The sequence below is a fragment of the Pseudomonadota bacterium genome, from assembly GCA_022572885.1.
Taxonomy (GTDB): Bacteria; Pseudomonadota; Gammaproteobacteria; order Steroidobacterales; family MnTg04; genus MnTg04.
Map to the genome: position 1 here is coordinate 1 of JACZVC010000033.1, position 23,839 is coordinate 23,839.

The 23,839-nt window shown below is 56.4% G+C and carries 22 protein-coding genes and 1 tRNA gene; 11 read left to right on the forward strand and 12 right to left on the reverse strand.

Annotated elements, in window-relative coordinates; translation table 11 throughout:
• The first annotated feature begins 352 nt into the window (after window positions 1–352).
• Window positions 353–1,588 (forward strand): DUF418 domain-containing protein, encoded by a 1,236-nt coding sequence (locus IIA05_11230; GenBank protein ID MCH9027667.1) that lies wholly within the window; start codon window positions 353–355, stop codon window positions 1,586–1,588.
• 507 nt (window positions 1,589–2,095) lie between these two features.
• On the opposite strand, the gene IIA05_11235 is transcribed toward IIA05_11230, so the two are convergent.
• From IIA05_11235 to IIA05_11245, 3 genes are all read right to left on the reverse strand, one after another.
• A tRNA-Thr gene (locus tag IIA05_11235) sits at window positions 2,096–2,171 on the reverse strand.
• A gap of 119 nt (window positions 2,172–2,290) precedes the next feature.
• Window positions 2,291–2,695 carry a transcriptional repressor gene (locus IIA05_11240; GenBank protein MCH9027668.1) on the reverse strand — a complete coding sequence of 135 codons (405 nt, stop codon included), beginning with the start codon at window positions 2,693–2,695 and terminating at the stop codon, window positions 2,291–2,293.
• Window positions 2,696–2,751: 56 nt separating this feature from the next.
• Complete coding sequence (locus IIA05_11245) at window positions 2,752–3,063, reverse strand: FAD-binding oxidoreductase (protein ID MCH9027669.1); 312 nt, start codon at window positions 3,061–3,063, stop codon at window positions 2,752–2,754.
• 108 nt (window positions 3,064–3,171) lie between these two features.
• Here IIA05_11245 and IIA05_11250 point away from each other — a divergent pair, with 108 nt between their 5' ends.
• From IIA05_11250 to IIA05_11285, 8 genes are all read left to right on the forward strand, one after another.
• Entirely contained in the window at window positions 3,172–3,705 is a 534-nt protein-coding gene (locus IIA05_11250) for a GspH/FimT family pseudopilin (protein MCH9027670.1), read from the forward strand.
• Window positions 3,706–3,787: 82 nt separating this feature from the next.
• Window positions 3,788–4,411, forward strand: coding sequence for a GspH/FimT family pseudopilin (locus IIA05_11255; GenBank protein ID MCH9027671.1), 624 nt, complete (start codon window positions 3,788–3,790; stop codon window positions 4,409–4,411).
• A gap of 16 nt (window positions 4,412–4,427) precedes the next feature.
• Entirely contained in the window at window positions 4,428–4,901 is a 474-nt protein-coding gene (gene pilV, locus IIA05_11260; protein ID MCH9027672.1) for a type IV pilus modification protein PilV, read from the forward strand.
• The gene (locus tag IIA05_11265) at window positions 4,898–5,911 is read left to right on the forward strand and encodes a PilW family protein (GenBank protein MCH9027673.1); all 1,014 of its coding nucleotides are present in this window, start codon (window positions 4,898–4,900) and stop codon (window positions 5,909–5,911) included. Before pilV ends, IIA05_11265 begins: the two co-directional genes overlap by 4 nt.
• Window positions 5,912–5,923: 12 nt before the next feature.
• Window positions 5,924–6,379, forward strand: coding sequence for a hypothetical protein (locus IIA05_11270; protein MCH9027674.1), 456 nt, complete (start codon window positions 5,924–5,926; stop codon window positions 6,377–6,379).
• Window positions 6,380–6,431: 52 nt separating this feature from the next.
• On the forward strand, window positions 6,432–6,773 hold the full coding sequence (locus IIA05_11275; GenBank protein ID MCH9027675.1) for a hypothetical protein: 342 nt from the start codon (window positions 6,432–6,434) through the stop codon (window positions 6,771–6,773).
• 75 nt (window positions 6,774–6,848) lie between these two features.
• The gene (locus tag IIA05_11280; GenBank protein MCH9027676.1) at window positions 6,849–10,259 is read left to right on the forward strand and encodes a PQQ-binding-like beta-propeller repeat protein; all 3,411 of its coding nucleotides are present in this window, start codon (window positions 6,849–6,851) and stop codon (window positions 10,257–10,259) included.
• A gap of 15 nt (window positions 10,260–10,274) precedes the next feature.
• The gene (locus IIA05_11285; GenBank protein MCH9027677.1) at window positions 10,275–10,712 is read left to right on the forward strand and encodes a type IV pilin protein; all 438 of its coding nucleotides are present in this window, start codon (window positions 10,275–10,277) and stop codon (window positions 10,710–10,712) included.
• A gap of 74 nt (window positions 10,713–10,786) precedes the next feature.
• Here IIA05_11285 and ispH read toward each other — a convergent pair whose 3' ends face one another.
• Genes ispH through murJ form a run of 5 tightly spaced genes read right to left on the reverse strand, consistent with a single transcriptional unit; the run spans window position 10,787 to window position 17,652 of the window.
• Window positions 10,787–11,725: a 4-hydroxy-3-methylbut-2-enyl diphosphate reductase gene (gene ispH / locus IIA05_11290; GenBank protein MCH9027678.1), complete on the reverse strand. Its 939-nt coding sequence runs from the start codon at window positions 11,723–11,725 to the stop codon at window positions 10,787–10,789.
• A 16-nt stretch (window positions 11,726–11,741) separates the two neighbouring features.
• Window positions 11,742–12,308, reverse strand: coding sequence for a lipoprotein signal peptidase (locus IIA05_11295; GenBank protein ID MCH9027679.1), 567 nt, complete (start codon window positions 12,306–12,308; stop codon window positions 11,742–11,744).
• Entirely contained in the window at window positions 12,260–15,070 is a 2,811-nt protein-coding gene (ileS, locus tag IIA05_11300; protein ID MCH9027680.1) for an isoleucine--tRNA ligase, read from the reverse strand. Before ileS ends, IIA05_11295 begins: the two co-directional genes overlap by 49 nt.
• Window positions 15,071–15,093: 23 nt before the next feature.
• Complete coding sequence (ribF, locus tag IIA05_11305; GenBank protein MCH9027681.1) at window positions 15,094–16,038, reverse strand: bifunctional riboflavin kinase/FAD synthetase; 945 nt, start codon at window positions 16,036–16,038, stop codon at window positions 15,094–15,096.
• Between the two features lie 24 nt (window positions 16,039–16,062).
• Entirely contained in the window at window positions 16,063–17,652 is a 1,590-nt protein-coding gene (gene murJ, locus IIA05_11310; GenBank protein ID MCH9027682.1) for a murein biosynthesis integral membrane protein MurJ, read from the reverse strand.
• A gap of 320 nt (window positions 17,653–17,972) precedes the next feature.
• On the opposite strand from murJ, the gene rpsT reads away from it, so the two are divergent.
• On the forward strand, window positions 17,973–18,236 hold the full coding sequence (gene rpsT, locus IIA05_11315; GenBank protein MCH9027683.1) for a 30S ribosomal protein S20: 264 nt from the start codon (window positions 17,973–17,975) through the stop codon (window positions 18,234–18,236).
• Window positions 18,237–18,404: 168 nt separating this feature from the next.
• On the opposite strand, the gene cgtA is transcribed toward rpsT, so the two are convergent.
• From cgtA to rplU, 3 genes are all read right to left on the reverse strand, one after another.
• A complete protein-coding gene (gene cgtA, locus IIA05_11320) occupies window positions 18,405–19,439 on the reverse strand; it encodes an Obg family GTPase CgtA (protein ID MCH9027684.1) in 1,035 nt (344 codons plus the stop codon).
• 247 nt (window positions 19,440–19,686) lie between these two features.
• Window positions 19,687–19,944 carry a 50S ribosomal protein L27 gene (gene rpmA / locus IIA05_11325; GenBank protein MCH9027685.1) on the reverse strand — a complete coding sequence of 86 codons (258 nt, stop codon included), beginning with the start codon at window positions 19,942–19,944 and terminating at the stop codon, window positions 19,687–19,689.
• A gap of 6 nt (window positions 19,945–19,950) precedes the next feature.
• On the reverse strand, window positions 19,951–20,448 hold the full coding sequence (gene rplU, locus IIA05_11330; protein MCH9027686.1) for a 50S ribosomal protein L21: 498 nt from the start codon (window positions 20,446–20,448) through the stop codon (window positions 19,951–19,953).
• 261 nt (window positions 20,449–20,709) lie between these two features.
• Between rplU and ispB the strand changes: the two genes are divergently transcribed.
• Window positions 20,710–21,678, forward strand: coding sequence for an octaprenyl diphosphate synthase (ispB, locus tag IIA05_11335; GenBank protein MCH9027687.1), 969 nt, complete (start codon window positions 20,710–20,712; stop codon window positions 21,676–21,678).
• A 48-nt stretch (window positions 21,679–21,726) separates the two neighbouring features.
• Here the strand turns inward: ispB and IIA05_11340 are convergent, their stop codons facing one another.
• Window positions 21,727–23,826, reverse strand: coding sequence for a tetratricopeptide repeat protein (locus IIA05_11340; GenBank protein ID MCH9027688.1), 2,100 nt, complete (start codon window positions 23,824–23,826; stop codon window positions 21,727–21,729).
• Between the last annotated feature and the right edge of the window lie 13 nt (window positions 23,827–23,839).

Here is a 23,839-nt window from a genome sequence, read left to right on the forward strand (position 1 = left end):
ACCCACAGACGCGCTCTCGAGATTGTATCGCTCGATCTACTGAGACAGTTCGCGGCGGATCTGAACTGACAGCCGACAAAATATGGTGCCGGTTGAACTGGCACCGTAATCGTCTTTGCTCGTAACAGTCTGTTTTATATGGCGCGCCCTCACTTAACTTGCCATCAAGCGTCGCAGAAGTACGTGGAAACGCGTCGCAACCCTACGTTTTGGATTATCCAGCCGGCCGGTACGGTTGAACGGTGCAAACTAGATTTAGCAATACCGAATATGCCCTCTGAAATAAATCATTTGAATCATCCCCGAAAACAGATCATATTTGCGTTCCATGCTCACGGTTAGGTGAACTACTATGACCATGATGGACAGCGTTGTAGCCCCGGTCCGTATTTCGCATCGTATCGTCGCGTTGGACGTTCTCAGGGGCTTTGCCTTGCTGGGTATTCTGGTAATAAATATCCAGGCTTTCGCCATGGTTGGAGCGGCCTACCTCAACCCCACGGCCTATGGCGATTTGACGGGCATCAACCTCTGGCTGTGGGCTGGAAGCCATCTGATGGCGGATCAAAAATTCGTGAGTATCTTCTCTATGATGTTTGGCGCCGGCATATTGTTGATGACAGAGAATTTTCAATCAAAAGGTAAAAGCGCCGCTGCCTACCATTATCGACGCACCATTTTGTTGATCCTGTTTGGCTGGCTCCACGCTCATTTTCTCTGGTATGGCGATATTCTTTTTGCATACGGTGTGTGCGGTTTGATCGTGTACTTATTGCGAAATCTCACACCGACCAGGTTGATGGTTATCGGACTGTTCACCATGGCGGTTTCCACCCTCATTTATCTACTCATGCAATTCTCATTACCGCACATGCCGCCACAAGCTATCGACAGCATCATGGCCAGCTGGCTGCCAAGCCAGGAATTGATCCAACAGGAAGTGGCGAGTTACCAGGGCGGCTGGGTGGAACAAATGGCCCACCGACATCCCGCTGCCACGTTATTCGAGACCCAGATTTTCTTGGTATGGGCGGCGTGGCGAGCCGGGGGTTTGATGCTTGTCGGCATGGCGTTTTATAAGTGGGGAATTCTCAGCGCCAAACGCTCGACGCGTTTCTATCAGAGACTCGCGGTTAGCGGGTTACTCATAGGAATTCCGATAGTGGGGTTGGGTCTATACCAGAATTTCGCCCATGATTGGAGTTTGCAGTACTCCTTCTTCCTGGGGAGTCAATACAACTACTGGGGCAGTCTTTTTATCGCATGGGCTTATATCGGCTCCATCATGTGGTTCTGTAAAAGCGACGGTTTCACACGTTTGAAAAACGCTTTGGCTGCGGTAGGCCGCACAGCGTTCAGCAATTACATCCTGCAAACTGTACTCTGCACCTTCATATTCTACGGTCATGGCTTTGGGCTCTTCGGCACGCTCCAACGATGGCAACAATATGCGATCGTGGTCCTCGTATGGCTATTTCAGCTCTGGGTCTCCCCGCTTTGGCTGAGGTATTTCAAGTTTGGTCCGCTGGAATGGATGTGGCGCAGTCTCGCTTATGTCCGGGTCCAACCAATGCGAATCAGCGGTTAGCGGAAAATGTTCCATAGGCGCTGACGGCGTACACAGACAGCTTTGGGTTGCGGTTTCAACCGGTCGACGCAACACTTTGTCTAAAACACAGAAGATGGCGTGCACGCCAATGAATCAAAGGACTCGTCGAGGTTTCGTGACGGCAGAGAAAGCGAAGTTGTGGGACCGCTGGAAGCGAGCAGGGGCGCTGAAGTCGGTTGGGCGAGCAATTGGCGAACCTTCATCGTTTGTTGATCACCAGTTGGTCCCGCACGGGGGGATCGAAACCCCAGGAGAGAGGATTAACGCATGTGTTGCGTCGACTGGTTGAAATCGCAGTCGAAAGCGGACATTCCGGACCACACAATCACTGCGCAATCAGGCTCGATTGATACATGTGGGTAGCGTGTAAAGTCCAGTTTGAGATTGCCAGAAATTTGAGAATGGCGATTTGTCTACATTATGTCTACATGCGTTCTAGAATATTTCTAAAATCACCATATAGATCACATAAGTCATTGAAAAATATGGTGCCGGAAAGAGGAGTCGAACCCCCGACCTTCGCATTACGAATGCGCTGCTCTACCAACTGAGCTATTCCGGCAATGTTCGGGTTGCAGCCGTTTTCGGCCGATGCTGGGCGCGAAGTATAAAAAATGCCCGCGCTGCGGGCAATCCTGAATCTCAATTCAGCCTATTCAGGGCCGGGACAGGCCGGCCGGACTAGGTTTCCTTGAGATTCCTGATCCTGATCACCAGGTCGATTTCTGCAACCTCGGTGCCAGCCGGCGGCAGGGGCAGGTCATGCACGCGAATCGCGTCGATGTCGGTAATCTCACCACTGTCCAGGTTATAAAAATGGGCATGGTTTTCGGTGTTCGAGTCGTACAGCGTGCGCTCGCCCTCCACTTTGATGGGACGAACCAGGTCATTTTTGGCGAACAGGTTCAAGGTGTTATAGACGGTCGCCTTGGACACCGCCGAACCCACCTTCTGCAAGGTTGCGAGTATCTGGTCGGCCGATAAATGCTGCGGTCTGGCCAGCAATACGGCCGCGATTTCCATCCGCTGGCGAGTCGGCATGATCCCGCTGTCGTTTAACAGCCGCCGCAAACTGACGGTATCCATCGTTTTGGCCTTCCGATTTGTCATCGGCTGATTATAAGCGGCCTGGCCGGGTATGGCTACGCGGCCTGCGGCAAGGCGAAATCACCCACTGGCAAACTCAGCTCGCTGCCGCACATCAATTCCGCCAACAACCGTGCCGTACCGGTCGCCAGGGTGATGCCCAGGCGGTAATGGCCGCTCGCCAGGTACAGGCCCTGGAAAACGGCCTCAGTTCGCCAATATAGGGCACATCGCTGGCGCTGGCGGGTCGCAGACCGCACCAGTGTTCCACCGCGCGCTGGCCCTCGAGTGCCGGCAACCGTGTCCCGGCGAACTCGCTGAGCGTCTTCGCCGCCGCCTACGATCAGTACATTGGTTTTTGCGCGCACAAAAATCAGCCTGTTGGAATACAAACTCTATGCTATCACGCTGAAACCGGCTGCCGACGCCAGATAGTAAGCTGTGCGCTGCAAGCGGATAGCAACAGAATCAGTGGCATGAAAAACCGTTCCTCTTGTTATGGCATGACCTTGATCGAACTGCTGCTGGTGGCCAGTGTCGTTGCCATTTTACTCGCCAACGCCATCCCGTCATTTCGCGAAATGATCATGGACAACAGGCAAACAGCAGCGATCAATGAACTGGTCGGAACCATACAGTTTGCCCGTGGCGAGGCTGCCAAGAGAAACCGGGAAGTGGTCCTTTGTCCTTCCGGTGGCGGCAGGCAGTGCACGGCGGATCCGTGGAACCTGGGCTGGCTGGTTTTTGCCAATCTCGATCTGGACAGCCCCGCCCGCCTCGACCAGGACGAACCGCTGCTTTATGTTAAATCAGCACGCGAGGGACTGAAAATAACCGCAAACCGCCGGGTTTTTCGCTTCCGGCCGCTGGGTGTGCGCAGTGTAAATGGCACGGTGACCTTTTGCGATTCACGCGGCGCGCAATCCGCGCGCGCCGTGATCATCAGTTATACCGGGCGTCCCCGGGTTTCCGACCGCGACCCGAGCAACAAGCGCTTGATTTGTCACTAATTTTCACCGTTTGTCGGCGTGAGCCGGCCGATCATCGGGTTACTGGTCCATGGCGCTTGATTTGTCATTAGACTGCGTAGCCATGAACAGGCACAAGTCCAATGGATTCACCTTGCTGGAATTGATGGTCACGATGTTCGTGGTGGCGATCCTCATTAGCGTTGGTGTTCCCGGTTTTGTCAGAACCATTCAAACCAGCCGGATGGCGAGTTCGACCAATGACCTGGTCACGTCGATTCACAGGGCGCGATCCGAGGCGGTCAAACGGCGGGTGCCGGTGACGCTGTGTGCGAGCAACAACCCTTTGGCGCCCGCACCGACCTGCAACGTCGGCGGCAACATGGTCGGTTGGGTCGTGTTTGTTGACGATGCCGATATCGATGGTAACGGACAACCGGATGGCAATATCGTGATCGATCCAGGCGAGATTATTTTAGAAGCTCACCCAGCGCTGCCAGCACAACTCACGGTCAGTTCCGACGCCGCCTATATATCGTTTACGCCGAATGGCTTTCGCCGCAACGGACCCCTTGGACCCGCTGCAACGATGATTTTGTTTTGCGACGCTCGCGGCAATGTCAGCCAGGGCAGCTCTGGCTCTGCAGCACGCATGTTGATGATTCAGGTCACCGGCCGACCACAGGTTGGCCGGGATGTCGACGATGTTAATTTCGCCCTGGCTCAGTTGGGTGCCAGCTGTCCTTAAAGGGAGCGTCTTGCGAATGAAAATTTCTCATAAAAAATACAGCAAACGCGCAAACCGCCGGATACGGGGCTTCTCCTTGGTCGAATCGATGGTTGCGCTGGTGGTTTTGTCGGTCGGCTTGCTTGGGGTAGCCCGGATGTATGTTTACAGCCTGCAAAACGGCCGCACAGCCTTGCTCAATAGCCAGGCTGTCATTCTGGCGGCCGACATGGCTGACCGGATCCGCGCGAACCGCACCGCTCGTAATGACTATGCGGGCGCCGCCGCTAATTTTGCCTGCATCAATGGCGGCGTGGATTGCACGCCGACACAAATGGCGGCCAACGATCTCCTGGTGTGGCAGGCAGAAGTCGCCAACGCGCTTCCCAATGGGCAAGCGACGATAGCGGTCAATGTCGCCACCTTGCCGACGACTTTTGTTATCACGGTTGTCTGGAACGATGCGGGCAGTGCCCTACCGGCCCAATATCAGTTGACGGTGCAGATATGAAGCAGCGGATTCGCATTCTTCGCACTCAGCCAGGTATGAGCCTGATCGAACTGATGATCTCCTTGCTGATCGGCAGCGTTTTGATGGTTGGCGCCGTCACCATTTTTGTCAAAAGCAAGGACACCTATCGCCTCAATGAGACCATGGGCCGGATCCAGGAAAATGCGCGATTGGCCCTGGCCATGTTGGGTCCCGACATGCGCCTGGCCAGTTTCTGGGGAAGAGGCAGCGATGCCGGGGTTATTGCTGGCGGAGCCGGGCAAAACGATGTAATACCCGCGGGTCTGGCCGTCGCCGGTTCCTGTCGGCAAAACTGGGCAATCGACGTCGATCTCGCGATCGAAGGCGCGAACAACAATTTCCCCTATGCCGGCTGCCCGCCATTTGGCAATGGGGCACAACCAACGGCTGACGTCATCGTGACCCGGCATGCCAGCAGTGCTCCGGTAGCAGCGGCGACAGCGGGCAGAATACAGGTTTTTTCGATGCGCATGGGGGGGTCGCTATTTGCAGACGGCGTAATTCCGGCGGCACCGCCCGGCAGCATATCGCGGGTAGCAAACCTCATCACGCACGCCTACTACGTCAGTCAGGATTCCGGGCCCGGGCCGGTGCCGTTCGGTTCGGGAGTTGGCGTTCCGTCACTGCGGCGAAAAGCGCTGGTTCCGGGGCCGTTGGTCCAAGACCAGGAAATCAGCCCGGGCATTCAGGATCTCCAGGTTCAGTTCGGCGTGGATACCAACATCGTTGGCTCTGCTTTCAGAGGTTCCGTGAATCGCTGGGTCGATCCGGGGGACCCGCTCATCGACCCTCTGTCGGGAGGCTTCAATCCAAACGCCAAGATCGTTGCGGTCAAGATCTGGCTCCTGGTCAGGGCCGAAAGACCGGAACCCGGCTTTATCAATACCACCAACTATGTCTATGCGGATCAAAACGTGACTTTTAACGACAATTTCAGACGCTTGCTGGTCAGTGAAACCTACCAGTTGCGCAACACCTGGGTGAATTAACGGAGCCAGGCGATGGACAGAAAAATAATGAACATCACAGTTAACCGAAAGCAAAACGGCGCGGCGCTGATCGTTGGCCTCGTGCTGCTGATGGTCCTGACGCTGCTCGCGATATCGAGCATGACGAGCTCGACAACCGAGGTCGCAATGGCGCAGAACGCGCAGTATACGCAGAATGCATTTCAGTCGGCAGAAACCGGTATCGGTCTTGCGATCGCCAGCAGCAACTGGAGCACCACAACGGTGACCGTCGTCCCGACCGCACCCATTCAAGGCAGTATCGGCAACTATTACGGATACGACATTCAATTCGACGAAGTGACGCCCGTACCCAGCGGTTTCAGTATCGGCGCCGGGGCGGGGTTTCTCTCGTATCACTTCGATGTCACCAGCGTCGGGACATCGAACCGGGGTGCAACTGCTACCCATCAACAGAGTTTTTACATTGTCGGACCCGGCAATAATTGATCTTGCCTGCACAGGCAAATCGTATAGGCAACGGTTTTTTTGGAGAAAAAGTATGAACATTCGAACGCTGGCCCTGATCCTTAGCTTGTCCGTATTCAGTATTGCGGCAACACAGGTCACGATCCTGGAAGAAGGAATTGAGAGCTCGACTTCGGATCTCCGGTTACCTGGAAACAGCAACGGTTACATTGTGGTCCGCAGCTGTTCCACTTGCCTTGAAATGACGCTGCGTCTGGGCGCGGGTACTCGCTACCTGGTCAACGGTGAGCCTGTTGAATACAAGGATTTCCGGCGCCTGTCGCGTGCGCTAGGGAATGGCCTGGATATTTTTTACGACCCGACAAACAAGTCGGTGACGCGGATGATGCTTCAAGGTCATTTTCCGGACGAATGACATGTTTTGGTTTCGCCGATGTATGGGGCGAACTGAGTTTTGCAAATAAATGGATTTAGAGTAGAGGTTACGGCCATGAACAAACTGACACGACTAAGCGCATTTTCCCTGGGACTCATTCTTTCCCTCGGAATCAGCGTACCGGTACAGGCCGACGATACGGAAATTTATCGCGTTGACAGCAACGTGGCCGGCAATGCACAGCCGAATATACTGTTTATTCTTGATACGTCTGGATCGATGAATTCGGACGTGGACACGGTCCCACCGTTTCAATCGAGTACTTCGTACGCTGGAGTCTGCGACCCAAGCAAGATCTATTATCGCGAAGGTACCGGTGGCAGTCTTCCCGATTGTGCAACAACAGATCTGTGGGTTCTAGGTATCAACAATCATTGTGACTGGTCGAAGCAGCCTCTTAACACCGTCGGGTTATCGACTACCACGTTTGCCCAATACGATGAGGGCACGAGCTTTTGGGGCCCAATAAGCACGGTGCCACTCGCGCGAGACACCTTTTTTGTTGAATGTGAAAACGATTCGGGCATACACGGTGAAAACGATGACACCGATGGTGACTATTGGGCAAAGGATGGCGGACCGTGGGACAGTGAACCCGCTCAGGAGCTTAACTGGTCCACGCAGAAATCTTACACCATTTACGATGGCAACTACCTGAATTATGCGGTTAGCCCGCCAACAATCACTTCCTCCCGTATTGAAATACTAAAGCAAGTTACCAAGACGATGCTGAGCTCTATCTCCGGCGTAAACATCGCCCTGATGCGTTTCAGCAACAACCACAAAGGCGACCCCTTCGAGACCCGCGCACAAGGCGGCATGATTATCCACGAGATGGTGGATGTCACCACTGGTATGGCTTCACTAAACGCAACTATAGATTCGCTGGTGGCAGACGGATTCACGCCGCTGTCCGAGGCTATGTATGAGGCCGGCTTGTATTACCAGGGCCTGCCCGTTGACTTTGGCCTGACTTCCGAAAACGGCACCGGCAACCCGCTGCCATCCATTCCAGCATCGCGCATGGCTTTGAACCAAAGTTTGTACGAAAGCCCGGTAGAATTTTCCTGTCAGGAGAATTTCATTGTGCTGATCACCGATGGCAGACCGACCGCCGACCAGGACGCCAACGCCCGAATCGAGTCGCAACCGAATTTCAATACCCTGGTGGGCGCAAGCTGTGATGGCGCCGGCGGTGAGGGCGCCTGCCTGGACGACGCGGCAGCGTATTTGTTCAATACCGATGTGAGCACCAGCCTCGCAGCCCGTCAATACGTAACCACATACACGGTCGGCTTTACGATCGATATTCCTATTTTGCAGGAAACTGCGAATGATGGTGGCGGGCGCTATTTCATCGCCGACGATGCGCCATCGCTGGCCAGCGCGCTGGTCCAGACGGTTTTGGAGATCCTGGATACCAGTGCAACCTTTACCGCACCCAGTATATCGGTCAATGCATTCAATCGAACCCGAAGCCTGAACGATGTGTTCGTCTCTGTTTTTGAGTCATCGGACAGCCAGCACTGGCCGGGTAACTTAAAGAAATATGCCTTGCAGAACGGCGTCATCGTCGACAAGCTCGGCAACCCGGCGATTAATCCGATTACCGGTTTTTTTGCCGACTCTGCACAAAGTTTTTGGTCGGCAGGAATAGATGGCGGCATCGTCACGAAAGGCGGTGCGGCACTCGAACTGCCTAACCCATCTGTTAGAAATCTATATACCTACACTGGCAGTTACCCGGTTGCAGCCGGCGGCAGCCCACTAACCAGCACCGGGAATCAGTTTGCCAGCAGCAACAGCAGCCTGACCTCGGCTTTGCTGAATATCGGCAATGCCGGCGACCCAACACAGGCCGATTTGATTGACTGGGCTCGGGGAATCGACGTAACTGATGAAGACGGGGATGGCGATGTCCTGGAAACCCGCTTCGTCATGGGTGACCCGATGCACGCAAAACCCGCATCGGTTATCTATGGCGGGACGGCTGCCGTGCCCGATATCAACGACGCGGTGATTTTCACCGCGACCAACGATGGCTATGTGCATGCCCTCGATATGGCTACCGGCGCTGAACTGTGGTCGTTCATTCCGCAAGAACTGCTTCCCTCCCTCAAGGAACTATATGTCAATCCTCTGACACCGGACAAGCATTATGGCGTGGACGGCAACATGCGCACGCTGATCATTGACGTCAATCGCAACGGCATTATCGAACCGCTCGATGGCGACAAAATCCATCTTTATTTCGGTCAACGCCGTGGCGGAAAAAATTATTTCGCGCTGGACGTTACCGCAAAGAACAGCCCGATCCTGATGTGGGTCAAGGGCATCGGCGATTTGCCTCATCTCAGCCAGACCTGGTCGACGCCGACGCCGGCAAGAGTCAATATTGCCGGCGCCAGCCAGAACGTGGATAAACACGTGTTGATTTTTGGCGGCGGTTACGATCCTACCCAGGACAACACGGCCTATAGCGTGGATTTATTTGGCAACACCATCTATATGCTCGATGCGATCAGTGGGGACCTGTTGTGGTGGGCCGGTAACGACCCGGCCGCCAACCTGACCCTGTCGGCGATGAATAATTCCATTGCCGCCGATATTCGTGTGCTGGATATCGATAGCGATGGTTTCGCCGATCGCATGTACGCTGCCGACATGGGCGGCCGGGTATTCCGTTTCGATATTTCCAACGGACTGTTCGCCGATAGCCTGGTCGCCGGCGGTGTTTTCGCGTCACTCGGTGCGGCCGACCTGGCGGCGCCTGCCCCGCTGGCGGATACGCGGCGTTTTTATTACGCTCCCGATACCGCAATTATCGCGGGCAGTGGCCAGCGCTATCTCAGCATAGCGCTTGGCTCGGGTTATCGAGCCCATCCGCTGGAAACCGGCGTGGCCGACTGGTTTTACGCCTTGCGCGACTACGACCTGTTGCGGAAAATGACACAGCTGGAGTTTGACGCAATGGTTCCGATTACCCAAAGTGATCCGAACCTGATCGATATCAGCCTTGACCCGGCCGCGATGTTGCCGGTCAGTACCCGCGGCTGGAAACTCAACCTGTCCAACCTGGGCGAGAAAGTGCTTGCTGAGTCGAGAACCTTCGATAACAAGATTTTCTTCACGACATTTTCTCCTCAAAGCGGTGCGAGCGCCTGCTCTCTGAGCACCGGCGTAAATCGGCTGTACGCTGTTAATGCCGTCAATGCATCACCGTTTACCGATCTCGATCAGGACGGCGATCTCAATCTCGACATTGATGACAGGAGCAGGACACTCAAGACCGGCGGTATTGCGCCGGAAGTGGTATTCCTGTTCCCGTCCCCTGACGACCCGAACAATTGTGTGGGCAAGCAATGTACGCCGGATCCGGAATGTATAGTCGGCCTTGAAGTTTGCAACCTGGGATTCGATAATGACCCCATACGAACATTCTGGAACCAGGACGGGGCGGAATAGCCACCAGCATTGTCAATGAGGAAATCAGCAAAAGGATTTACCCTGGTAGAACTGATGACAGTGATTCTGATCGTCGGGATTCTGCTTGCCATCGGTGTCCCCGCCTATCGGGACTTTGTGATCCGGGCGCAGCGCACGGAAGCGAAAAGCACGCTTCTGCGCGTGCAGGCGGAGCAGGAAAAGTTCTACATGCAGAACAACACCTACACGACAGATGTCAATAATCCGCCGCCGGTAGGCTTGGGTATCCCCGCGTCAGAAAATGTTTACTACAACATTGCAATCGTCGCCGGCGCCGGCGGGCTGACCGTTGGCTACACGGTAAGCGCTGTACCTGCGGCTGGATCCCCCCAGCTAAACGATGACGACTGCGCCTTGTTCAGCATCACCCAGTCTGGTGTTCGTTATGCAGAATCACAAACGGCGGTGGATGAAACCCAGACCTGCTGGTGATGACAGGAAAAAAATCGGGCCGCTCATTTTTTCGCGGCTAAAACCGCTCCGACACTTGTCTATTAACCTGTTTGTTAATTTCTGCGCAGCACCTTCGGCAAGGAGAATACGATATGTTCTTCCTTGCCGGTCTGCTCTGTTGCCGTTTTTCCGCCCCATTCCAGCAGGCGGTCAACCACCTGACGCACCAACAGTTCAGGCGCCGATGCGCCGGCGGTAACGCCGACTACGTCGTTTTCGGAAAACCATTCGCGCTGCAGATCATCCGGCCCGTCAACCAGGTAACCGGGCTTGCCGTTTTTCTCCGCAATTTCACGCAGACGATTCGAGTTCGAGCTGTTGGGAGAGCCAACGACGAGAATGACATTGCATTGCCTGACCAGGGATTTCACCGCATCCTGCCGGTTCTGCGTCGCATAACAAATATCTTCCTTGCGCGGCCCGGACAAGGCCGGGAACCGCTTTTTCAGCGCTTCGATAATTTCCGCGGTATCGTCCACCGACAAGGTTGTCTGGGTCACGAAAGCCAGCGTCTCGGGTTTTCTTACTACCAGCCCGGACACATCGTCGGGTGATTCAACCAGGTAAATATCCGCATCGCTGAGTTTGCTGAACTGCCCCATCGTCCCTTCGACCTCCGGATGCCCGCGATGGCCGATCAGTACCACGTCGCGCCCGGCGCGAGCATAACGAATGACTTCCATGTGAACTTTGGTCACCAGCGGACAAGTCGCATCGAGTACGGCAAGGCCGCGTCGATCCGCTTCTTCCTGGACCGCGCGCGATACACCATGCGCGCTGAAAATTACGGTCGCGCCATCCGGTACTTCATCGAGTTCTTTTACGAATACCGCGCCCATGCGCTTCAACCCGTCAACGACAAAGCGGTTATGCACGACCTCGTGGCGCACATAGATCGGCGCACCGAATTTGACGATCGCCTGTTCGACGATCTCGATCGCCCGATCGACGCCAGCACAGAACCCCCTGGGGTTTGCTAGCAGAATTTCCATTTTGAGCCAGATCGCATCATTTCGATTCAGACCTGCCGGCTTTGCTGTGCCCGTACTCAAGCACTGCATCGAGAATCAGCAAGCCGGCGCCAATGGTTATCGCGATATCGGCAATATTGAAAGCCGGGAAATACCAGTCACCATAATGCACGCTGATAAAGTCGAGCACATAGCCATGCCGAACCCGGTCGATCACGTTGCCCAGCGCACCGGCAGCCACCAGCGCTAGACCTGCCGCGAGAACTCCCTGGCCTTGCGAAGGCAACTTTCTAAGCCAGACCAGGATCATCGCAGTAACACCGGCTCCGAGCAAGACGAAAAACCAGCGTTGCCAGCCTCCGGCGTCGGCCAGGAAACTGAATGCCGCACCGGTGTTGTGCAGGCGCGTAATCCCGAAAAACGACAGCAATTCGATGCGGCTGAAAAGTGCCAGGTATTCAGCGATCAGCCATTTGCTTAATTGATCGGCCATCACAATCGGCGGCACCAGCCATAGCCAGTGTGTTGCGGTCTCGCGTGTTGCTGTCTTGTTGCTCACATGAATTGCCGATTCTCGGGTGAGCCGGAAATATTCCCGACACATCGTTCACAAATTCCCGGGTGTTCCGGGTTACTGCCCACTTCAGCGCGGCGATGCCAGCATCGCACACACTTGGCATGTTCGCACGCACTCGCAACCAGCGATAGGCCGTCACTCACCTGGGTTGCGCCATCCGGAGCATCGCTCAGGACGTATACGCGTGCGTCCGAGGTCAGCAACAGGAAGCGCAGTTCTCCATTCAGCCGATTCAAAACGCGCCATAATTCCTCGTCGCAATACAAATCGACCTCGGCAGCGAGCGACGAACCGATGACGCCCTCGTCACGCAAACGCTCGAGTTCCCGATCGACCGCGTCGCCGACTGCGATCAGCCGATCCCAATCCAGCCCCGCATCGGCAGCCGGAATTTTCGGCCACCGATACCAGGTCGAGAAAAATACCGACTCTTCACGCTCCCCGGGCAGGTTCTCCCAGACTTCTTCGGCGGTAAAACTGATCATCGGCGCCAACCAGCGAACCATCGCCTCGGCGACGTGAAACATCAGACATTGCGCTGACCGGCGGATCCTGCCCTCGCGCGGCGTCGTGTACAGACGGTCCTTGATGATATCGAGGTAAAAGCCGCCCATATCCTTGACGCAAAAATTATGGACTTTCTGGTAGATGTGGTGGAACTCATAATCGCGATAGGCCTGGATGATTTCTTCCTGCAACGCGATGGCACGGTCCAGCGCCCAACGATCGAGAGCCAGCCACTGGTCGACCGGCAGCATGTCGGCGACCGGGTCGAACCCGTCCAGATTGCCCAACAGGAAGCGGAAGGTGTTGCGAATCCGGCGATAGGAATCGGCGGAGCGCTTCAGGATTTCATCGGATACGCTGATTTCTCCGCGATAGTCGGTGGCGGCCACCCACAGGCGCAAAACATCGGCGCCCAGGACATTAACCACTTTCTGCGGAGAGATTACGTTGCCCAGCGACTTCGACATCTTGCGGCCGTTTTCGTCGACCGTGAAACCGTGCGTCAGCACCTGCCTGTACGGCGCCTGGCCATTCATCGCCACCGACGTCAATAACGAGGACTGGAACCAGCCACGATGCTGGTCCGAACCTTCCAGGTAAAGTTCCGCAGGCGGTGCGGTTTCCGGCCGGCTGCCGGCCAGACAATGATGCATCATTCCCGAGTCCATCCAGACATCGACGATATCGCGCACCTGCACGTAGTCATCCGCATCTTTGCCCAGCAGTTCTTCGACATCCAGATCGAACCAGGCGTCTATACCGTCGCGTTCAACAAGTTCGGCCACTTTGGCAATCAAGGATGCGCAGTCCGGATGCAGTTCATCGGTGTCTTTGTGGATAAACAGGGGAATCGGCACGCCCCAGGTCCTTTGCCTGGAAATGCACCAGTCCGGCCGCCCATCCACCATGCCCACAATCCGGGCTTTGCCCCAGTCGGGTATCCACTCCACTTTGTCGATCTCGGCAAGAGCCTGCTGGCGCAAACCGGCCTGATCCATGCTGATGAACCACTGTGGCGTCGCGCGAAAAATCAGCGGCGTTTTGTGTCGCCAGCAATGCGGGTAACTATGTTCAACCGTTTCACGGCACAGCAATGCATCTTTTTCTTTTAACAGATCGACAATAAAATCGTTGGCCGCGAATACATGTTGCCCTTCGACCAGTGGCGTTCCGGCGACAAAACAGCCATTGCCGCCAACCGGATTTTCCATCGGCAGATCGTTCTCGATACCGGCGGCAAAGTCTTCCTGACCATGACCCGGCGCGGTGTGCACGGCGCCGGTGCCCGCCTCGAGCGTGACATAGTCCCCGGTGATCACCGGTACCCGGCGATCATAGAAGGGATGCTGCAGCAATTGCCCGCGCAGATCGGAACCGATGCATCTTCCAATAACCTTATATTTTTCAATGGAATAACGTTTCATCGCCGATTCGAGCAGAGCCGCTGACAACAGCATGTGCGCTGGATTTCCGGCCGAACCTGTCTCTACCAGCACGTAGTCCAGCTCCGGGTGCACGGCCACCGCCTGGTTGGCGGGCAAAGTCCAGGGCGTCGTGGTCCAGATCGGAATGTCCACCGCCGCATCGCCGCTTGCACCACACAGCACGTTGATCGACTCAGGATCTACCGCGGCAAAACGCACATCGATGGCGGGCGAGCTTTTGTCCTGGTATTCGACTTCGGCCTCTGCCAGCGCCGAGCGGCATTCCAGACACCAGTGCACGGGCTTGTAACCTTTGTAGATATGCCCGTTCGCCAGGATTTTGGCAATGCCCCTGAGTTGGGCCGCCTCGTATGACGCATGCATCGTATACGATGGGTTGTCCCAGTCGCCCATCACACCGAGGCGAATAAAGTCCTGTTGCTGACCATCGATCTGTTTCTGGGCAAAGTCGCGGCAGGCCTGGCGAAACTCGCGCGCATCAATTTTTTGGCCGACGCGGCCTTGCTTTTTCTCGACCTGCAACTCGATCGGCAAGCCATGACAATCCCAGGTGGGAATATAGGGCGCATCATAACCGTCAAGGGTCCGGCACTTGACGATAATATCCTTGAGGACTTTGTTGAGGGCGTGTCCAATATGGATCGGCCCGTTTGCGTATGGCGGGCCGTCAAGCAGCAAAAACCGGGGCCTGCCTTTGGCGATCTCGCGCAATTTTGCATACAGCCGCCGCTGCTGCCATTGCTCGAGCATCTTGGGTTCCCGGTTAGCCAGGTTGGCCTTCATCGGGAACACCGTTTTTGGCAGATTGATCGTGTCCTTGTAATCCCTTTCCGTCACATCGGTTCCCTGCTTGATCCTCTTTAATCCATCGCCAGTAACTGGCGGGCCTGGTCGGCGTCGTTTTTCATCGCTTCGGTCAAAGCCTCGACGCTTGCAAAATGCTTCTCTTCCCGCAGTTTGTGCAACAACAATACTTCCAGCGATGCACCGTAAAGATTGCCCGAGAAATCGAACAGGTGCACCTCCAGTACGATTTCCTCACCATCGGTCACCGTCGGCCGGCTGCCGATGCTCGCCACGCCGGGCCACCGCTCGAGGCCCGCGCCGTTTACGCGCACCGCGTAAATGCCGTGTACCGGGCAAACCGTCCGCCGTGGATGAATATTGGCGGTGGGAAATCCCAGCCGGCGTCCCAGCTTTTCGCCTTCGATCACCCGCCCCTTCATGCCGTATGGCCTGCCCAGCCAGCGCTCCGCCTGCGCCAGGTCGCCCTGCTTCAGCGCCTGGCGAATTCCGCTGCTGCTGACCCTGGCAGCATCCAGCACAAAGCTATCCGTTCTTGAGACCGTAAAACCGGCCTGTTCCCCCGCTTGCGCCAGGAAACTGAAATCGCCGGCCCGGTCTTTGCCAAAACGAAAATCATCGCCGATGGCCAGGTGCCGTAGCTGCATGCCGGCTACGAGTAGCCGTTGCACAAATTCGCGCGGGCTCATCGCCGACAATTCGCTGCCAAACTTGAGGCAAACCAGCTTGTCCACGCCTGCTTCTTCGAGCAAGTGATATTTCTCACCGAATCGCGTCAGCCTGGCCGGCGAGCGTTCCGTTGCGAAAAATTCCTGCGGCGTGGGTTCGAAAATCACCACCGCTACCGGCAGCTTTCTCCGTTCCCCTTCCTTTTTCAGTTCGCCGATCAGCTGCTGATGACCACGATGCACGCCGTCAAAATTGCCGATGGTCGCAACACAAGGCCCCGGCCCCGGCTTCGAGTCGGGCGGCAGGCTGTGCAGACCGCGAAAAAACTCCATCAGGAACCGCCCAAAAGCGCAAGATTATACGGAAGGGCCGCCGCTTTTCCCACGCAATCCACTGCGGAAATCAGCGGGCCTGACGCCCAGTAACGCCAGCGTAGCAAAGTACGCGGCGGCGCCGGCCAGCACGCAGCCCAGCAGCCAGGATACGCGGGTGGCCCCGGCCGCCGCCAACCAAGGATCCAGCGGCCCCGCGAGGTAAACAATACCGATCGCCATGACCGAACTGGCAAGTGCGACTTTCCCGATCAGACCACCCCAGCCCGGGCCGGGCAGATAAACCCCGTCGCGGCGCAGGCCCCGATACAACAGGCCTGCGTTGACGAAAGCCGCCAACGATGTGGCCAGAGCAAGACCGGTGTGCGGCGCCTCGAAGCCCGTTCGCGTCATCGTGATGACGAATGACAGGTTCAGAACCAGGTTGACCGCCAGGGCAATCAAACCGATACGCACCGGCGTCTTGGTGTCCTGGCGGGAGAAATATCCCGGCGCCAGCACCTTGACCAGCGTAAATCCGAGCAATCCCAGCGCGTAGGCCATCAGGCTGAACCCGGCCATATGCACATCCCGGACATCGAACGCGCCGTATTGAAAAATGGTCGTCAGCATGGGCCTGGCCAGGACCAGCAGGCCAATCGCCGCCGGTACCGCGATCAGGCAAACCAGCCTGAGCGCCCAGTCCAGCATCGCGGAAAACTCCGCATGGTCCTGGCTGGCATGATTTTTTGACAACCCGGGCAGGATGACCGTGGCCAACGCAATGCCGAAGACCCCCAACGGAAACTCCATCAACCGGTCCGAGTAATAAAGCCAGCTGATGCTGCCGGTTATCAGGAAGGAAGCGATCAAGGTATCCAGCAGCAGGTTGACCTGCGCGACCGAGGAACCAAACAACGCGGGCAGCATCAGGCGGCCAATCTTGCGAACGCCTTCGTGGTGAACTCCCCAGCGGAACCGCGGCCGGAAACCGATGCGCCAGAGAAACGGCACCTGGAACAGCAACTGGACGACCCCGGCGACAAATACACCGGCGGCAAGGGCCACGCCCGGATTGGCGCTGGTCGGCGCAACCAGGATTGCAAAACCGATCAGAACCAGGTTCAGCAGTACCGGGGTAAAGGCCGGCGAGCCAAATCGGCCGTAGGTATTCAGGATCCCGCCGGCCAGCGCAGTCAGCGATATGAACAACAAATAGGGAAAAGTCAGCCGCAGCATCGATGTCGCCAACGAATATTTCTCAGGCTCGTCCATAAACCAGCCCGGGGCGAACAAGACAATCAGCACCGGCGCGGCAAACACGCCGATGACCGTGATGACCAGCAGCAGGAACCCCAGGGTGCCGGCCGTGGCTTCGGCCAGCTCGCGGACCTCTTCAGGCTCTCGGGTGGTCTTGTATTCCGAAATAACCGGTACGAAAGCCTGGGAAAACGCGCCCTCTCCGAACAGGCGGCGCATGAAGTTGGGAATCTTGAACGCCACGAAGAAGGCATCCATGACCATACCGGCGCCAAAGAACCGGGAAAACACCATATCCCGGAGCAAGCCGAAAATCCGCGAAAGCAAGGTCATGCCGCCGACCACGGAGGTGGATCGGAAAAGACTACGGCTCACTGGTCTGTATTCCGGCGCATAAGCGCAATATTAGCCGGAAAAGGCGCCAGAATCGTTTATCGCGCCCGCAGGATGGCCTTCAGGCCCGATGGCCAAGGCCAATGCGGCTAAAGCCGCTCCTGAAAATATCACCGGATTTCGGAGGGCCTTCAGGCCCGATAAAAACCCAAAAAATGTGCCCGCCTCCTTTTGGCGCCTTTTTTAGCTCACCTAACCCCCTCCGGCATTGACAAAGCCGCTGAATATACTGAGAATACCGGGCTTTTCGAGCCCTTGGCCGCAGGCGGTCCAGGGCCGGTTTCCAGACGGAGTTTTTGACAGTGGCCAATATCAAATCAGCCCAGAAACGCGCCAGGCAGAACATCGTACGGCGCGCCCACAACATGGCACAGCGCTCGAGCCTGCGCACTTCCATCAAGAAGGTGGTGGTCGCGATTGCCAGTGGCGACAAGGAAGCAGCCAGCGCGGCCTACAAAGCAGCCACCCCAAAAATTGACAGCATGGCCGACAAGGGCATCATCCACAGGAACAAAGCTGCCCGACACAAAAGCCGTCTGAACCAGCATATCCAGGATATGAAATAAGGATTTTTTCAGCTCTTGTATGGGTTGCATTGAAGAAAGGCCGGTTGATCCGGCCTTTTTTGATGAGGTCAAAAAAAGGGGACAGATTTATTTTTCGTGAAATCCGGTGATATTTGTAGTAGCGGCTTTAGCCGCGATTGGCCGCCTCCATCGGGCCTGAAGGCTCTCCTACGGGCGCTCCCCTTTCTCCTCAGCCAGCTTTTCCAGGTAGTTTGCCGTTGCGCCCGCCAGTTCTTTGGTCCCTTCATGGCTCAACGCGCTGATCCTGAACACCGGCCCTTGCCAGCCCAGGCCATCGACGATCTCCCGGCAACGCTGCTCCGCCTCGTCGGGCAACATCAAATCCTGCTTGTTGAGCACCAGCCAGCGTTCACGCTCTGCCAGGTCCGGGCTGAATTTCTCAAGTTCCGCCACGATTGCCCTGGCATCGTTGACCGGATCGCCGGTGCCTTCCATCGGCGCAATATCGACGATATGCCACAACAACCGGGTTCTTTGCAGATGCTTGAGAAACTGGATGCCGAGACCGGCGCCATCGGCTGCCCCCTCTATGAGCCCCGGAATATCGGCAACCACAAAACTCTGCTGGGGACCGACATAGACGACGCCCAGGTTCGGGTACAAAGTCGTGAATGGATAGTCGGCCACCTTGGGTCGCGCCGCCGAGACCGAGCGAATCAGCGTGGACTTGCCGGCATTCGGCAGACCCAGCAAGCCGACATCGGCCAGCACCTTCATTTCCAGGTTCAAAAAGCGTGATTCGCCAGGGGTTCCCCGGGTAAATTGCCGTGGCGACCTGTTGGTGCTGCTTTTGAAGCGGGTGTTCCCCAGGCCGTGCACGCCACCCTTTGCGACCAGCAAGCGCTGGCCGTTTGCGGTCAGATCGCCGATGACTTCTTCGGTATCACGATCAGCGACGATCGTACCGATCGGCACCGGCACTTCGAGATCCTTGCCGCTCTTGCCCGTGCAATTGCGGCCCGAGCCCTGCATTCCGCCGTCGGCCTTGTAGTTTCGCTGGACCCGGAAATCGGCCAGTGTGTTGATCCCCGATTCAGCGACCAGCCAGACCGAGCCCCCGTCGCCCCCATCGCCACCATCCGGACCGCCCAGCGGGACAAACTTTTCGCGCCGGAAACTGACGCAGCCGTGCCCTCCGTTTCCGGCACTGACCCTGACACTGGCTTCGTCGACAAATTTCATGATGATCTGATTCCGGACGGCCACCCAATTATAGGCAAGCTGTTGGCTGAGAAAATGAAAAAGCCCCGACAAAGCGAGGCAATACAAAGTAGCGAACGGATATATTCTATCGCTGGTGTAGGAGAACCTTTAGGCCCGATGGGGGAGGTCAATCGCGGCTAAAGCCGCCCCTGTAATTTTCTACAGATTCCGCAGGAGGGCCTTAAGGCCCGATCGATGCAATTGATAAATCCGTCCCCTTATTGCCTCAATCGGTCCTGACCGAGACAAACTTGCGGTTGTGCCGACCCTTGTTTTCAAACACGACCTTGCCTTCAGCCTTGGCAAACAAGGTATGGTCGTTACCCAGCCCGACATTCGGCCCGGCATGAAAATGCGTGCCACGCTGGCGCACGATAATGTTGCCGGGGACCACGTGCTCGCCGCCGTATTTCTTGACGCCAAGCCGTTTGGATTCGGAATCGCGGCCGTTACGCGTACTGCCGCCTGCTTTTTTATGTGCCATTTGCTGTTACTCCGCTTGCTTGGCCTTGGCCTTCTTTGCAGCCGCTTTTTTGGCCGGTGCTTTCCTGGCCGTCGTCTTTTTGACGGGCGCCTTCGGCGCCGCGGCTTTTTTCACCGGGGCTTTCTTCGGCGCCGCTTTCTTTACCGGGGCTTTGGCTGTTGGCGCCTTGGCGGCAACTTTCTTCGCACCGCCCTTGGTACTGACATCGGTGATCTCGACCTCGGTGTAGAACTGGCGATGCCCCTTCGTCCGCAAGTAGTTCTTGCGGCGGTGAAACTTGATGATCGTGACTTTCTTGCCCTTGCCCTGGCTGAGCACTCTGGCCGTTACCAGTCCACCATCGACCAATGGTTTGCCGACCGTGACTTCAGTCCCCTCGCCAACCAGCAAAACCTGGTCGAACTCTATCTTGGCGCCTTCCTCGGCATCCAGCTTCTCAACCCGAAGCCGGGCGCCCGGCACTACGCGGTATTGTTTACCGCCCGTTCTAATTACAGCGTACATCGGAAACTCCAGAATCCACGGCCGTTCTCAAATCCGGCCTTTTTTCGGCCACCTGAGCACAGGAACAGCCGCAGCCAGGAAAGCCTGGCAAAGAGCGGGAATTTTAAAGACTGGCTGGTGCCGGGTCAAATGATTTTCAAGGAATTCCCCCTGTTTTGGGCCGTTTTCAGGCCGCATCCTGGCCGTCATCGGGCCAGATGTCTTGACACCTTGGCCAACCGCCTCCTAGCATGCCCGCCACGCTGAAAATAAAGGCTCCCAATGCAGCTTGACGCAATCCGCGAACTCCTGGCGGACGATATGGCGGCGACAGACCGCCTGATACGGGAAAAGCTCAGTACCGATGTCGTGCTGATCGACCAGGTCGCCAATTACATCATCAACAGCGGTGGCAAGCGCTTGCGGCCGCTGGTGGTGGTCACTGCCGGGCGTGCCTGCGGCTGCCCCCCGGAGCGGGGGGTCGCGGCGGCGGCAATCATCGAGTTTATCCACACCGCCACCTTGCTCCATGACGATGTCGTCGATGAATCCGCTAAACGACGCGGCCGCGACACCGCCAACGAGGTCTGGGGCAACCAGGCCAGCGTGCTGGTCGGGGATTTCCTCTACTCGAGGTCGTTCCAGATGATGGTCGAAATCGGCGAACCCGAGGTCATGCGGATCCTGGCCGATGCGACCAACACCATTGCCGAAGGCGAAGTCCTGCAACTGATCAACTGCGGCAACCCGGAGACCACCGAGCAGCAATACCTCGATGTGATTTTTCGCAAGACAGCGAAACTGTTCGAAGCCGGCACCCGGATCGCGGCGATTCTCGCCGGTCGCGACGAAAAAGAGCAGCGGGCGATGGCGGAATACGGCAAGCATCTGGGTATCGCTTTCCAACTGGTTGACGACGTACTCGATTACAGCGCCAGCGCCGAAGCGCTGGGCAAGAACGTCGGCGACGACCTCGCCGAGGGCAAACCCACATTACCGCTGATTCACGCGATGCGAAATGGCAGCGAAGAACAAGCCGCATTGATCCGCCTCGCTATCACCCAGGGTGGCCTGGATAAGCTCGATGAGGTAATGGCGGCAATCGAATCGACCGGTGCGCTGGCATATACCTCGAAGCTGGCGGTAGAAGCAGCCGAAACGGCAAAACAGGCGCTAGCCGCTATTCCAGCCAGTCCTTATCGAGACGCGTTAGCGGGGCTCGCTGATTTTTCGGTGGCGCGCACTTTTTAACGAAGCTCCGGAACAAACGCTGCAACTCGCTAGCGGCGGATCGATGCTTTAAATCGCATCGCCCCGGTGCCTGTCCAGCATCTCAACAAAAGCCGGATCGTCGCGAATACCGTCGAAGGCCGGGTCGAGCTCAATGAAGCGCACGGAAATAGTCGTTGGCGGCGGAATCAACGAGTCCAGCATCTTGGAAGAGCCTCTAATTTCCCCTGCGATAGCCAGGCTCCGCGCCAGTTGATAACGTATTTGCATATCCGTAACTGCGTCAACAGGCTTGAGTTGCAGAGTTTTCTCTACCGCTGCCATACTGCCCTCGGCATCACCCATGATCGCCAGCATTACAGCTTCCGGCGTGTACAGCCGGTAATCATCCGGCGAACTCAGTTTCATCTGCTCCAGACGCTCCAGAGCAAGTTTGGCCTTTTCGCGTGATTCGTTCTCGCGGCCAGCGAAGTGCAGTATTTCGGCGGCCGACGCTTCGCGAAGAATCAACAAATGTCTCTGCTGCTCCCACTCGACCGGCCAGTTCGCTGTCAGTTCCAATGCTTCATCGAAACGCCTCGCCATGACAAGCGCCGCAATGTAGGCGCCGCGTGTTTCAAATTCTATTGCGTGTTGAGCGCCGACCAGCGCAGCGACGGCTTTCGCCGAATCGCCATCATTTTGAAGATACAATTCGGCCAGAGCACTCTTTGCCCAAAAAGAATCCGGATCGAGCCTGCGCGCCCGTTCCAGCGCTTCAAAGGCTTCATCATAGCGATTGAGATAGCGATTGGTTGTACCCAGTTCCATCCAGTTAAAAACGGCGCGCGGATCCAGGCTCAGCGACTGTTGCATCGATTCAATCGCTTTTTCGAATTGGCCCGATCGTCGCAATGCCCAGCCCCGCCACATGTACGCTTCGGCGTTGCCCGGCATTAGGTCGATCGCCTTGTCCAGGTAGGAAAGTGCCGCAGAATAATCCAGCAGCCCCCAGTAATGATAAAAGCCCTCTGCCATCTGGATTTCGGGCAGACCCGCGTTAAGGGTAATCGCTTTATCGATCGCTTGACGCGCCTTCGCCCGGTTCTCCAGATTGCCGCCATAGCTCCAGTAATTGGTCAGGTGCGCTTCGGCCAAACCCACATAAGCGAGCGCGAATTGTGGATCCTTTGCGATCGCCTCTTCATAAAGCTGGATGGCGGTCTGGTAGCCGGTCAGCGAAATGCCCACACTGGTCGAACCCAGGGTAAACCGCCGAGCCTGCAAATACAGCTCATACGCTTCCAGGTTGCTGGTAGGCGCTGCGCTTGAAACACTGGCAATCTCGCTATCCGACAAAGTGGATTGTGTGGCTTTTGCGATTGACGTCGCTATTTCGGTCTGGATATCAAAAAGGTTGTCGGTGGTCAGCTTGCGATCATAATTTTCGGCCCACAGATGCTCGTCACTGTTGGCATCGATCAACTGCACGGTAATGCGAACACGATCGCCGACACGTTGAACCGCGCCTTCCAGGATGGTGGTCACACCCAGCTCATCGCCTATCTGACGCAGATTCTTGGTGGTGTCGCGATACTCCATGACCGAAGTTCGTGAGATCACTTTGAAGGCACGAATCTTTGATAGCTGGGTCAGCAAGTCATCGTGCACACCATCGGTAAAGTAAATATCATCCTGGTTGGCACTGCGATGGGTAAACGGCAGGACCGCAATAGAGTGCCGATCGTCTTTGGCTTTATCGCTGACGCCAGTATCGCCCTGGTCCTCGCCGGTCGCTATCTGCGCCGGTGTATCAACCACCTGTTCGACAACGGATTGGTCGTCAGCGCTAAACCGTGATTCCCAGATGAAGTAGGCCAGCGCCAGCGCCATGGCAGCGATGATCATAAAATCGAGCCGGCGACCTGTCTGCGGCGTGAGCGACTGGCTACGATCCACATCCTTTTCTTTCTTCAGACCTTCAGGTGTGAGTTCGTAGGCCCAGGCGAAAAACAAAGCGAGCGGGAAACCCAACCCCAGCGCCAGCATAAACACCTGCATCACCCAACCGGGCGCGGCGATGTTTTCCAGCACGATGTCGGCAAACTGCAACAGCAGCCATGAAGTTACGGCGTAGGCGATCCCCACGCGAAAGACGTTACGGCGTTTGAGTTCTTCGAAAAACGACATCGATTGACCCTTT